This window comes from Hymenobacter sp. (assembly GCF_036387835.1).
Lineage (GTDB): Bacteria > Bacteroidota > Bacteroidia > Cytophagales > Hymenobacteraceae > Hymenobacter.
In genome coordinates, this window is record NZ_DASVSY010000073.1 from 76,705 (window position 1) to 89,921 (window position 13,217).

Sequence of the window (13,217 nt, forward strand, 5' to 3'; positions counted from 1 at the left end):
TTGCTAAGTTTGCGCCCCGCCGTTCCTTACCATTCCCTATGAAGCAGGTTAAAATTCAGATTCCCTCGCTGGTCGAGAACATTCGTGTCGTAGAAAGTTTCATCGATAACTCGAAGGATACCTTTCATATCGAAGACGATATTTATGGTAATATCATGGTGGCGGTGACGGAAGCCGTGAACAACGCCATCCGCCACGGCAACAAGTTCGACAAGGACAAGAACGTGTACCTGTCGCTGTACGTGGATACCGACCGCATAAAGTTCGAGGTGGAAGATGAAGGCCAGGGCTTCGACTACACCAACCTGATCGACCCCACGGCCCCCGAGAACCTTGAGAACCCCGGTGGGCGCGGCATCTTCCTGATTCGCCACCTCGCCGACGAAGTGGAGTTCACTAAGGAAGGCCGCAACGTGCAGCTCACGTTTATGCTCTCCACCCCCTCTGAAGCCGCCGACGCGGAAGAGGACACGACTTCCAGCAACTATCAGGCATGATCCAGCACCCGCCCGGCACCGAACACGAAATGAACAGCGGCCTACCTCAAGATTCGCACGAGTCGCACGGCATTGAGTTTTTGGTGGAAGACGTGCCCTTTGAGCTGGCCGATGCCGAGGCCTTAGGCGCGTGGATCGAGCGGGTGATAGATGTGCACGAATACGAGCTGGTGCAGCTCACCTATATCTTCTGCTCCGACGAATACCTGCACCGCGTGAACGTGGAGTACCTCGACCACGACACCTACACCGACGTCATCACGTTCGACAATGCCGATGATGCCGACATCATTGAAGGCGACATTTTTATTTCGGTGGACCGGGTGCGTGAAAACGCGCAGCAGCTAGGCGTTCCGTTTATCGATGAACTGCACCGCGTTATGATTCACGGCGTGCTGCACCTGCTAGGCTACGCCGACAAAGACTTGATCAGCCAAACGGCCATGCGCGCCAAAGAAGATTACTGCTTGTCTTTGCGTGCATTTTGAAAAGCTGAGTTCAATTTCAAAAGCTGATACAAGGAAAAACGCCCGCCGAAACGCGGGCGTTTTTTGTATAATTAAGCTGTAGCGCGGAAACCACAGGAAATCCGTTCCGCGACGAGCAGCGCGAGTTCCTACGCGTTGGTGCGGTACCGGATACTCGCGGTGCTCGTCGCGGAACAGACTTCCTGTGGTTTCCGCGCTACAGCCTGTAAGCCCAAAGTAATTATCCTATGTCCGCCACACCTTTTCAAATGCCCGTCATCCGGGGCGAAGCGCTGGATTTCTATCTAAGCCAGGGGTATTACCGGATGCATCAGGACCTGTTCACCTGCCAGTTTTTGCCCATAGCCGGTGGCCTCTACACAGTGCACTGGTTGCGGCTGGTGCTGGCCGCGGTGCACTACGGTCCGGAACAGCGTCGGCTGCTGCGCCTCAACGAGCGGTTTTCGGTGCAAATCAGGCCCTTTCAGCTCACCGACGAGTTGGAAGCTCTTTACGCCGTGTACCGCCGCTCCATCACCTTCGACGCGCCCTCCACGGTAGAGGAATTTCTGCTGGCTGGCGCGAAGCACAATGTCTTCAACACCGAGGTGATTGAAGTCCGGGACGGGGAGCAGCTGATTGCGGCCGGCATCTTCGATAGCGGGACGCGCAGCCTGGCCGGTATCATGAACTTCTACGATCCTGGCTACCGCCGGCATAGCCTAGGCAAGTACCTGATGCTGCTCAAAATCAACCATGCCCTCCGCCAGCAAAAGACCTACTACTATCCCGGCTACCTCGTCCACAACTACCCGAAATTCGACTACAAGCTGTTTCCCTGCCTGGCCGCTACCGAGGTATTCGACTGCCGCAATAACCAGTGGCTACCGTTTTCGTGGGAGGCCGTGGCCGCCCATGCAGTTAATTTACTAGCTGATTGGCAGGAAGAGTACTTCGACGAAGATATAAACGAGTAAAACCCACGCCGTAAAAAAGCGCCGCGGAGTGCCTATCTTTGCGCACGTTCTGAGCGGGTTGCGTCTGAACTTTTCTATTATCTCGAGGAAAACGCCCGCCACCTGCGGGCGTTTCGCATTGTAAACCCAAGCTCCGGCTTGGGAAGTCGTTGCGGACGTTGAACGACCTACGCAGCAACTGGTGTTATTCCCAACACACTTATGCCTTGCCAAGCTAAAACTTGGCGCCACTACCATGTTTCAGCAAGAAGAATACGACGTTATTGTAGTAGGAGCGGGCCACGCGGGGTGCGAAGCCGCGGCGGCGGCCGCCAATTTGGGCTCTAAAGTCCTGCTCGTGACGATGAACATGAACACCATCGCGCAGATGTCGTGCAACCCGGCGATGGGCGGCGTGGCCAAAGGGCAGATTGTGCGCGAAGTGGACGCCCTCGGCGGCCAGTCGGGCATTATCACCGACAAAACGATGATTCAGTTTCGGATGCTGAACCGCTCGAAAGGCCCGGCCATGTGGAGCCCCCGCGCCCAATCCGATAGGATGCGCTTTGCCGAAGAGTGGCGCCTGACGCTGGAGCAAACGCTAAACGTGGACTTCTGGCAGGAAGCTGTAATGGGCTTGCTGGTGGAAAATGATACCGTAGTGGGCGTAAAAACGCAGCTTGGCATCGATTTTCACGCCAAAGCCGTGGTGCTTACCAATGGCACCTTCCTCAACGGCCTGATCCATATCGGTGAGAAAAGCTTTGGCGGTGGCCGGGCCGCCGAAAAAGGGAGCACCGGCATCACCGAGCAACTTAAGGAGCTAGGCTTCGAGGCGGGCCGCATGAAAACCGGTACCCCGCCCCGCGTAGACGGCCGCAGCCTCGACTACTCGAAAATGGAGGAGCAGCCCGGCGACGAAGTACCAAGCAAATTCAGCTACCTGCCCACGCCGCCGCTGGCTAAGCAGCGCCCGTGCTACATCACCTACACCAACACGGAGGTGCACGAAATCCTGCGTGAGGGCTTCGAAAAGTCGCCGATGTTCCAGGGCCGCATCAAGGGCTTGGGGCCGCGCTATTGCCCGTCGGTAGAAGATAAAATCAACCGCTTCGCCGACAAGGACCGGCACCAGATTTTTGTGGAGCCGGAAGGGTGGAGCACGGTGGAAGTATACGTAAATGGCTTTTCGAGCAGCTTGCCCGAGGACGTGCAATACCGCGCCCTGCGCAAAATTGCGGGCTTCGAAAACGCCAAGATGTTCCGTCCTGGCTACGCCATCGAGTACGACTTCTTTCCGCCAACACAGCTCAACCTCACGCTGGAAACCAAGCAGATACGCAACCTCTACTTCGCGGGCCAGATCAACGGCACCACGGGCTACGAGGAAGCGGCTTGCCAAGGCCTGATGGCGGGCATCAACGCCCACAACCGGGTGCACGGCAAGGAGCCCTTCATCCTGAAGCGGAGCGAAGCCTACATCGGCGTGCTCATCGACGACCTGGTAAACAAAGGTACCGACGAGCCTTACCGCATGTTCACGAGCCGCGCCGAGCACCGCATTCTGCTGCGCCAAGACAACGCCGACCTACGCCTGACACCGTTAGGCTACGCCCTCGGGCTGGCCTCGGAAGAGCGGATGGAGCTGGTGCGCGAGAAAGAGCGCCAAACCGCCGAAGTGGTAGAAACGCTGAAGAGCTTCGCCATCGAGCCCGCCGAAATCAACGGGCTGCTGGCGGAGCTAGGTTCGGCTACCATCACCGAGAAAACCCGCGCCATCAACCTGCTGCGCCGCCCCAACATCGAGCTGGCTACCCTGACGAACGTACTGCCCGGCCTCACGCTGGCGCTAGCGCCCTACGGCCCCGAGGCCCTAGAGCAGGCGGTAATTCTGGTGAAGTACGAAACCTACATCGAGAAGGAAAACCAGCAGGCCATCCGCGCGGCCGAGCTGGAAAACTTCGTCATCAACGGCCGCCTCGACTACAAAGCCATGCCGGCCTTGTCGCACGAAGCCCGCGAGAAACTGTTGCGCGTGCAGCCCGAGACCATCGGCCAGGCCGCCCGCATCAGCGGCGTTTCACCCGCCGATATTTCCGTGCTCATGGTGTACTTGGGCCGGTAGAGCAGTGGCAACGCTTGCATCGTACCAGCAACGCTGGCCGTTGGGCTGGTTATATGTCCTGACGCTGGGGTTAGACGTGGCCCTCGCGGGTCGGCTGGTATGGATTTTTTTAATGGTCAGGAATACTTTCGGACCATCTCTTGGTATTGGCTGCCTACAGGCTTGTGGTTGCTGTTGGCGAGCATAGGGCTGTTGGCGCTAGTATTGGGGCTGCTTAATGCGTTTCAGCGGCGGGTGGGACGGACGGTAGCTTGGCTGGGGTTGGGTGTGCTGGCCATTGGCTCATGCGCGGCAGCGTTCTTTCCAGTGGTGTTGTTTACGGTGAATGCCCCCTCAGTGGGCGACCCGCCGCCCGACGAATATGAACGGTAGGAACTGACCGCTCAACTAACTTGCAACTAGCGTTATTCCCCGCTTCGCTCAAGAATGCCGTCAATTGGTAGCTTCACCAACCGGCCGCCGATTGTTTCAGATTCTGCGGCCGGTTTGGTTTCGTACTTTCGTCTTGCGGCTAACTTTCCTACGCAGGTCGGTCGTCGCAATCAGCGAAATCAAAATAATCAGCGAGAACCTGTGATTTACGAGCGTTTGGAGAAGTGCCCGGTTTGCGGCAAGACGGAGTTTCGCAACAAGCTGGTAGTGGAAGACAAGTCGGTTAGCAAGGAAAGCTTTGCCATTCAGCAGTGTGAAGCGTGCAGTTTTCAGTTCACCAATCCCCGGCCCGACGCGGCCCACATTGGCCGCTACTACGAATCTGACGACTACGTGTCGCACAACAGCGGCGCGGCGGGCGTTATCAACCAAGCGTATAAAGTAGCGCGGTTTTTCACCATGCGCCGCAAGGTGGCTTTGCTCAACAAGCTGGCGCCACGCAAGGGCCGACTGCTTGATTATGGCTGCGGCACCGGGCATTTTCTGGCCGCTGCCAAAAGCAATGGCTGGCAGATAGCCGGGTGGGAGCCCAACGCCCGCGCCCGCGAGGAAGCCTCGGAGCGGGCCGGCCAGCCTATCGGCACCGAAACCCTGACTTCATTTCAAAGCGGCAGCTTCGATGCCATCACGCTCTGGCACGTACTCGAACACGTACACGCGCTGAACGAAACCCTGCAGCAGCTTATCAGCTTGCTGAAGCCCGATGGTGTGCTACTGATTGCGGTGCCTAACGTGGACAGCCTCGATGCGCAGCACTACCGCCAGGATTGGGCTGCCTACGACGTGCCGCGGCACCTCTACCACTTCAACTTAAAAACCATGACGCAGCTGCTCAAAAAGCACAAGCTGACGGTGATAAAAACGTTGCCGCTTGTGCTGGATGCCTACTACGTGAGCATGCTCAGCGAAAAGCACCGGGCCGAACGGAACGGCGGCCTGTTGTCGGTACTGAAGGCCGGCTATGCTTCCAACCAGTACGCGGCCCAACACGAAGGCCAGTACTCCAGCCTGATTTACGTAGCCGCCAAACGCTGATTGCTATGGGTGTGCCAGTTGTTTGCGTGTTGGGTACCCTGCCCCTCGGAAGAGGTGAACTTGTGAAAGGTGAAGTTGTGAGTAAGAACCCTGCTTCACCTTATACCTTCTCACTTCGCTCTTCACAAGTGCACGCTTCGCAAATTCACCTTTCTCAAAAAGACGGGGATGGGGTGCCGCATACGCTTCAGGTAGTTTCGCACGTTGCTACTCATGTATCGCCCGATACTACGCGCCGCCCGGCTGCCGCTGATACTACGCGCCGGCCAGCGCTGGTACCTGATACAGCAGCCGTGTCGGACGACGAAGATAAACCAACCCGCAAAACCACTTTGTTGACAGTACTGGCCATTGCCTTGCTGACTATTTCCACGCTCTTGCTGTATAATGTCCGTTCGCGCTAATCTTTTTCTGTTGTTGGCGGCCGGTGCCGGCCTGGTTGGTTGTGCGTCTATTAGCTCGCCCACAGGAGGTGAGAAAGATATTGTTCCGCCCACGCTGGAAACCACGACGCCTCCCAACGGTACCCGCAACTACAAGGGGCAGGTGGTGCGACTAGTATTCTCGGAGTCGGTACAACTCAAGGAACTCACCAAAAACCTGATTATTTCGCCCGCTCTGCGCGAAGACAACCCGTACAAGCTGCGCGAAGACCGGAACTCCATTTCCCTGCTCTTCGACAAGCCCCTCGAACCGAACACCACCTACTCGTTCAACTTCGGCAACGCCGTTAGCGACATCACCGAAAGCAACCCGGCCACCAACGTGTCGGTGAGCTTCAGCACCGGCGCCGTGCTCGATTCGGGGGCCGTGCAGGGTAATGTCCGGGACTTGCTGACCAACAAACCGGCCGATGCGGCTTCGGTGCTGCTGTACCCGGAATCGGATACGGTTGGTGTGCGTCGGAGCCGCCCGTACTACCTGGCCCGCGCTGATAAGAACGGGGGTTTCAGTTTGCGCAACCTGAAAGCGGGCCGCTACCGCATCTATGCCGTTGCCGATAAAAATACCAATACCCGCTACGACGAAGGCGAGAAAATAGCCTACCTGCCCGACTTCCTGACCATCGGCCCCAAGCCCGATTCGGTGGAGCTGGTTTTAGTTCGGCCCGATGGCCGACGACCGGTCATTGGCAGTCGGCAGGGCACGTTTTCGCAGTTTCAGATCAGCTACGGGGAAGGACTTCGCACGGCGGTTCTTGCCCCGGTTGGCGCCGCGCCCACGCCGCAGCTCAACGAAGCCGTTCAACTAGCCGAATCAGGCCGCAACGTCACCCTGTACCGAACCCCGGCGCTAGGGGAGGGCCGCTACCTGCTGGCCGCTACCGACAGCGTCGGCAATGTGTCGCGCGACACGGTGAACGTAAGGTTTCCCGGAACCGCACCTACCAGGCGGCCTCCGGTGTACACCGTGGAAGGCTCGCCGCGGGAAGTGTACCGGCAGGGGCAGGTGCAGTTCGTGTTTACGGAGCCCATACGAGTAGCAGCCGGCAAGCCGTTTGCAGTCTTGCAGGAAGACTCCACAACTGCCCGCCGCCGCCTCACGCTACCCGCCAACGGCACCCTCAGCCCCGACCGCACCAAACTGACGGTGCTGCTCGACACCAAAGCCAAGAGCACCATTACCTTGCGCCTCGATACGCTCAACCTGAGTACCATCACGGGCCAGCCTCTCGGAGCCAAGCCTTTGCGCCTGCGCGTTACCGATCAAGCTACCTACGGTAGCCTCGCCGGCACCATCCAAACCAAGTACAAGCGCTACGAAGTGCAGCTCCTCGACCCGCAAGGCAAAGTGGTAGCTTCGCTGGATTCACCTAAAGGCACTTTCCGCTTCGACCGCCTGCCGCCGGCCATCTACACCTTCCGGGTGCTCATTGATGCCGACGCTGACGGCCGCTGGCGAGGCGGCGACCCGAAGCTACTGATACCCGCCGAACCCGTCTACCTGCAGCCCAAGCCCGAGCAAGTACGGGCTAACTTCGAAATAGAAGCCATTCAACTGGTTTTTTAACCAGAACAACTCTCGACGCCAAGCTCCTCTTCGAGCCTCTTTTAAACGACTACCTTATTAGGAATCGTTTAATGAGCCTTGAAGAGGAGCTTAGCGTTTTGTGTGACCCCAAGGGGCAAAGGTGAACTTGTGAAGCGTGAAGCTGTGAGATGATGGAAGGGACCTGCCTCCTTTGCCCACAACTTCACGCTTCACAAGTTCACCTTTTGTCCCTCAGAAGTGCCTTTTAGCACACCTCATGAGTAACCTAAAGTAACTTAAAACCGCTTCTGCTGGCTTAAAACAGCGTTTAACGGTTTATCAGGCTATGGTTCCCGCTTTCTGGCTGTTGATGAAACTGTCGGAAATCAACCTTTTTAGTGTCCGATTCAACTCTTTCCACAAAAGCGAAGTCGGTTTCCAGTTACTGAGCCCCTATTTGGGTGCTTTTCCACAGCAAATCCACAGGGTTATCCACTTGCGGTTGCTTACCACTCGTAATCTGTGGATAACACGGGGGAAATGTGGGGATAACGCGTGCAGAAAAATAGGATAAGTTTTTTTGCGCTTCTCGTGCCGCTAACAGCTGCGTTTTCCCACCTCACCAGTGTGGACAAGGGTGGATAACTCTACTACCAAAAAGGCACTGTCCACATCCCGAATAATTGTGAATTGTGGATTAGTGGATAACCCATGTGGATTGTTAAAAACTCAGTTAACTTATTATCAATCAAATAAATGATATGCACACACCCTGTTGATAGACGGTGCATAAAGCCGAGTCTATGCACAAGTTATCCGCGGTGTGGATTACTCGTTCCTATTGTCCACTTATGCACAGCCCTAACGACAGGGATAAAGAAGATTTATTTAATAAAAGACTTTTAAAAAGTTATTAACTGTGTGGACAACCTGGCGGACCTAAAAAAAAGAGGGTCTGCGTGTGAAAGGCACGGCCGCCGTGAATTCAGCACAAGCAAAGAGTGGCTGACGGCTTCTATCTAATTCGGCAAACGGCGCGTATACTACCGACAGCTGCTTCGGTCCCTATGCCCTTCGATTACGACCTTGATTTTCGCACGGTGGACTTTCGGGCGCATCCCGAGCTTTACCGCGTGGGCAAAGGTGAGCAGGGGGTGCTGCTCGTGCAGCCGTATAAAGGGGAGATTCTGCCTCACTGGCGCTTCCGAACCCCCGCGGTGGCACAGGAGTCGGCCGACACTATTTACAAGCTGTTTGAGGCCTATTTGAAAGCCGAAGACTTCGTGGGCGCCGACATGGCCCGTAAATTCCTGCAAATGGGTTTCACCCGGGCCCGACGCTATGCCAACCACCGCGGCGGCAAGAAGTACGACGGCCCGGTGCCAGACGACAAGAAAGGCCAGAGTGGCGCCCATGGCCGCGCCGAGCTACCTCGCTCCCCTGAAGACACCGAAAAAGCGGAAGCCGCGGCTATTTTCAAGCTGAAATGGGACCAAGCCAAGCTGCATCCCGACTACCAACGCCAGATGGCCGAATTCAAAACCCGCTACGGGAAGTGAAACCCGTTTGGCTACCTTTACCACTCCTTCCACTCTCTTTCCACCACAACCGCCATGACTCCGAATCAACAATCGGCTAGCACTGAAGAAAACGAAATCATTCTTGGTACCGGAATGGGCCCACTCCGCTTCGGGGCTACCATGGATGAAGTGCGCGCCTTAATGGGCGAGCCCGAAGAAATTGAAGAATCAGAAGAAGAAGATGAGTTCGAGCACCAAGCTTGGAATTATCTCGAAGAAGGCTACTCCCTGTATTTCGACCGGGAAGACGACTATCGCCTGAGCTGCATCGAAACCGACCACCCAGGAATGCGCCTCTTTGGTGAAGCGATTCATGGCAAATCGCCCGATGAAATTCAGGAGCTAATGCGTCAGCACGGCTATGAAGCCAGCGAGGTTGAAAAGATGGAAACCGGCGAAATGCGCGTCTCCTACGAAAAGGAAATGATTGACCTTTACTTCGATGAAGACGAGCTTCAGTTCGTCAACTTCGGCGTCTTCATCTCAGAGGACTTAGACGTGCAATGGCCCGCATAGCATCCACTTATCCACAAAAAGACAGTTTTCGACTGTGGATAAGTGGATAACTGCCTAAGTTATCAAGTATTTAGCTCTACCTATATCTGTGAATAGCCCGCTTATTCACAATTAGTGTCTCAAATCGAGAAAACAGCAAATAAAAAAGCCGCTCTTACGAAGAGCGGCTTTTTGTATTTATTGCAGAAGCTAACACTGAGGTTATTGTAGCATCTTACCCTAGTTAACAGCGAGTTGTTTACCCTAATATTGCTCGGAAAAGCAAAAACAAGCCGCCGGATAATGCCATGGTAACGGGCAAAGTAAGCACCCAAGCCAGGGCGATATTGCGCACCATTTGAGGGTTCAGGTTCTTGATGCCGCGGTTGGCCACCATGGATCCGGCAATGGCCGACGACAGCACGTGCGTAGTAGACGAAGGCAAATCGTAAGCCGTGGAAAGGCCGATCATGCTGGCGGCAATCAGTTCCGAGGAAGCACCTTGGGCATACGTCAGGTGTTCTTTACCAATTCGCTCCCCGATGGTTTTCACGATGCGCTGCCAGCCAATCATGGTGCCTAGGCCTAGCGAAACCGACACGATAATGAGCACCCAAGTGGGAGCATAATCGGTGAAGGTGCGCATGTTTTTCAACGAGCTGTCGAGCGTGGAGCGGTCGGCGGTGCTTAAACTCACTTTCTCACTTCCTTGCAGTTTCTTGGCTTGGTTGCCAAGGAGAAGGATGGCTTTGCGAATTTGAAAACGGGAAGCTTCGGGCAGCTGAGCCACTTCCGTTTTACCAGCAAAGATGGAATCTAACGCATTTGTGTGGGTGCGAATGTTGCTGACGGCCGTGCGGTCGTCGGCGCTTAGGTCGGCCGGGTTTACTTTCCGCATCACCTGCTCCACCTTCGTTAAGGAGGCGCGCATGTCGAGCGGGTTCTTGGTGTGGTCGAGGGCGAAAAAGGTGGGCACGATGCCAATCAGAATCAGCATAACCAGGCCCACACCTTTTTGCCCGTCGTTCGAGCCGTGGAAGTAGCTTACCAGGGTGCAGGTAGTTACCAGAATCAGCCGGATCCAGAGCGGTGGGGGTTTGCGCTTGTGTGGCTCCTTGAAGATGACTTTGTTGCTAACAAACCGCTTCAGCAAAAACATCAGGACGATAGTAAGCGAAAAGCCAAATAGCGGTCCAACGAGCAGGGCCAGGCCGGTTTCACCGGCTTTGCTCCAGTTGACGGCCGCGCTGCGGGTGCCGGGCAGCAAAGTGAAGGCAATGCCCACCCCCAGGATACTACCAATCAGGGCGTGCGACGAGGACGACGGCAACCCGTAGTACCAAGTGCCCACGTTCCAGATAATAGCCGCCAGGATAAGCGCGCCTACCATGGCAATACCGTGATACACATTCTGGTCGACCAGGCTTTCGACGGGCAGCAGGTAGACAATACCCATGGCCACGCCAATACCGCCCGTAAGTACGCCGATGAAATTCCAGAAAGCCGACCACACAACGGCCACCCACGGCCGCAGCGCGTTGGTGTAAATAACAGTGGCTACGGCGTTGGCCGTATCGTGGAAGCCATTAACAAATTCAAACGCGCAAGCTGATAGCAAGCAAACAATCAGCAGAACCAGCACATGAGGCTCTAAGCCAAGCATAAAAGGAATTTTGGTGGGAATTCAGATTTCAACAATCAAAGGTAGGATTGCCCTAAGGCGCAGCAAGATTATGAAATTGTTACCGGCAGCAGGAAAACCGCTTCATCTACGAGGCGCTAAACGCAGGCCAACAGCGGAGGTTGACCAGAGCCGGCAGGAGACTGGCAGCTACTTACCAAGCAGAGGCAGCTGCTATTTGATGGTTTTCGTCCAACGTAAGCTTCGTAGCCTACCAAGCTTATATTACTTTTGCTTTCACTTATCAGGTGATTTAGTGACGTGGTGACGTAAGGAGTCGAGTGTGTAGCCGTTTGTAACTGGCTGCCTCAATTACCAATTGCGCCCTTAAGCCTTGCTGAAGGCTACTCACTACCTCACCGCGTACTAAATCATGATCCATGAGCAACGCCCCGCAGAAAGCCGCCGAAACGGCTGAGAATACCTTGGCCGACATCGTGTCGCACGCGAAAGAATATGGCTTCGTATTTCCGTCCAGTGAAATCTACGACGGCTTAGCCGCGGTGTACGATTACGGCCCCAACGGTGTGGAGCTGAAAAATAACCTCAAGCAGCTGTGGTGGCGGGCCATGACCCAACTCAACCAAAACGTGGTGGGCATCGACGCGGCCATCTTCATGCACCCGCTCACCTGGAAGGCCTCCGGCCACATCGACGGCTTCTCGGACCCCATGATTGACAACCTCGACAGCAAGAAGCGCTACCGCGCCGACGTGCTGCTCGAAGAGAAAGCCGCCGAGTACGAAAACAACGGCGATAAGCCGCGCGCCGACGCTCTGCTGGCCGAAATGGGCCGTTTGCTAACCGCCGAAGACCTCGCAGGGGTAAAGCAGATCATCATCGACGAGAAAATAATCTGTCCGGTTTCCAAGACCAGTAACTGGACCGATGTGCGCCAGTTCAACCTCATGTTCTCCACGCAAGTGGGTGCTGTGGCCGGCGATTCGAGCTTGATCTACCTGCGCCCCGAAACAGCCCAAGGCATTTTCGTCAACTTCCTGAACGTGCAAAAGTCGGCGCGGATGAACATCCCATTTGGTATCGCGCAAATTGGTAAGGCCTTCCGCAACGAGATTGTGGCCCGGCAGTTCATCTTCCGCATGCGGGAGTTCGAGCAGATGGAGATGCAATTTTTTATCCGGCCTGGCACCGAAATGGATTGGTATCAGCACTGGAAAGAAACGCGCCGACGCTGGCACGAAGCCATGGGTCTGCCCGCTGAAAAGCTACGGTTCCATGACCACGACAAGTTGGCTTTCTATGCTAATGCAGCCGTTGATATTGAATATCAGTTCCCTTTCGGCTTCAAGGAAATTGAGGGCATCCACTCTCGTACTGATTATGATCTGACACAACACCAGGCGCTAAGCCGGAAGAAGCAGCAGTATTTCGACAACGACATTAACCCCGAAACCGGCAAGCCCTACGGCAATTATGTGCCCTTTGTGGTAGAAACCTCAGTCGGGGCCGACCGTCTGTTTCTGGCCACGCTTTGCCAGGCTTTCGTGGAAGAAACCGTGACGGAAGGCGAGGGTGAGGCGCAGCAAACCAAAACCCGTAAGCTGCTGAAGCTGCACCCGGCAGTGGCTCCTATCAAAGCAGCCATCTTCCCGCTGGTGCGCAAAGACGGGCTACCCGAAAAAGCATCAGAAATCTTTAACGCTCTGCGCCACGATTTCCGTCTGGTGATGGAAGAGAAGGATGCCATTGGTAAGCGCTACACCCGCCAGGACCTCATCGGAACGCCCTTCTGCATTGCCGTCGACCACCAGACGCTAGAAGACAATACCGTCACCGTTCGTCACCGCGACTCGCGCGAGCAGACCCGCATGCCCATTTCGGAACTGCGTGCCTATATCGGGGAGGCCGTTAGCTTCTCGCGCATCTTCGAGAAGCTGTAGCACCGCTGCACCAGTCCGTACCAGGCAATGACGCCCCGCGCCGTAACAACAGCGCGGGGCGTTGGCGTAATTATCTC

12 protein-coding genes are annotated in these 13,217 nt (G+C 55.7%); 11 read left to right on the plus strand and 1 reads right to left on the minus strand.

Going from position 1 to position 13,217, the window contains the following annotated elements; all coding sequences use genetic code 11:
* Positions 1 to 38: 38 nt before the first annotated feature.
* From VF639_RS14100 to VF639_RS14145, 10 genes are all read left to right on the plus strand, one after another.
* Positions 39 to 497, plus strand: coding sequence for an ATP-binding protein (locus VF639_RS14100; protein WP_331146559.1), 459 nt, complete (start codon positions 39 to 41; stop codon positions 495 to 497).
* Positions 494 to 985: an rRNA maturation RNase YbeY gene (gene ybeY / locus VF639_RS14105; RefSeq protein WP_331146560.1), complete on the plus strand. Its 492-nt coding sequence runs from the start codon at positions 494 to 496 to the stop codon at positions 983 to 985. The genes VF639_RS14100 and ybeY overlap by 4 nt, the downstream gene beginning before the upstream one ends.
* A 227-nt stretch (positions 986 to 1,212) precedes the next feature.
* Positions 1,213 to 1,941 (plus strand): GNAT family N-acetyltransferase, encoded by a 729-nt coding sequence (locus VF639_RS14110; protein WP_331146561.1) that lies wholly within the window; start codon positions 1,213 to 1,215, stop codon positions 1,939 to 1,941.
* 235 nt (positions 1,942 to 2,176) lie between these two features.
* Positions 2,177 to 4,045 (plus strand): tRNA uridine-5-carboxymethylaminomethyl(34) synthesis enzyme MnmG, encoded by a 1,869-nt coding sequence (gene mnmG / locus VF639_RS14115; protein WP_331146562.1) that lies wholly within the window; start codon positions 2,177 to 2,179, stop codon positions 4,043 to 4,045.
* Between the two features lie 99 nt (positions 4,046 to 4,144).
* Positions 4,145 to 4,417, plus strand: a complete 273-nt coding sequence (locus VF639_RS14120) for a hypothetical protein (protein ID WP_331146563.1) — start codon at positions 4,145 to 4,147, stop codon at positions 4,415 to 4,417.
* A 201-nt stretch (positions 4,418 to 4,618) separates the two neighbouring features.
* On the plus strand, positions 4,619 to 5,512 hold the full coding sequence (locus VF639_RS14125) for a class I SAM-dependent methyltransferase (protein ID WP_331146564.1): 894 nt from the start codon (positions 4,619 to 4,621) through the stop codon (positions 5,510 to 5,512).
* A gap of 128 nt (positions 5,513 to 5,640) precedes the next feature.
* Positions 5,641 to 5,916 carry a hypothetical protein gene (locus tag VF639_RS14130; protein ID WP_331146565.1) on the plus strand — a complete coding sequence of 92 codons (276 nt, stop codon included), beginning with the start codon at positions 5,641 to 5,643 and terminating at the stop codon, positions 5,914 to 5,916.
* The gene (locus VF639_RS14135; RefSeq protein ID WP_331146566.1) at positions 5,900 to 7,522 is read left to right on the plus strand and encodes an Ig-like domain-containing domain; all 1,623 of its coding nucleotides are present in this window, start codon (positions 5,900 to 5,902) and stop codon (positions 7,520 to 7,522) included. Before VF639_RS14130 ends, VF639_RS14135 begins: the two co-directional genes overlap by 17 nt.
* Before the next feature lie 1,028 nt (positions 7,523 to 8,550).
* Positions 8,551 to 9,042, plus strand: coding sequence for a DUF4385 domain-containing protein (locus VF639_RS14140; RefSeq protein ID WP_331146567.1), 492 nt, complete (start codon positions 8,551 to 8,553; stop codon positions 9,040 to 9,042).
* A 54-nt stretch (positions 9,043 to 9,096) separates the two neighbouring features.
* Positions 9,097 to 9,579 (plus strand): hypothetical protein, encoded by a 483-nt coding sequence (locus VF639_RS14145; RefSeq protein WP_331146568.1) that lies wholly within the window; start codon positions 9,097 to 9,099, stop codon positions 9,577 to 9,579.
* 238 nt (positions 9,580 to 9,817) lie between these two features.
* On the opposite strand, the gene VF639_RS14150 is transcribed toward VF639_RS14145, so the two are convergent.
* The gene (locus VF639_RS14150; protein ID WP_331146569.1) at positions 9,818 to 11,221 is read right to left on the minus strand and encodes an inorganic phosphate transporter; all 1,404 of its coding nucleotides are present in this window, start codon (positions 11,219 to 11,221) and stop codon (positions 9,818 to 9,820) included.
* Between the two features lie 398 nt (positions 11,222 to 11,619).
* On the opposite strand from VF639_RS14150, the gene VF639_RS14155 reads away from it, so the two are divergent.
* Positions 11,620 to 13,140, plus strand: a complete 1,521-nt coding sequence (locus VF639_RS14155) for a glycine--tRNA ligase (RefSeq protein WP_331146570.1) — start codon at positions 11,620 to 11,622, stop codon at positions 13,138 to 13,140.
* Positions 13,141 to 13,217 lie beyond the last annotated feature (77 nt).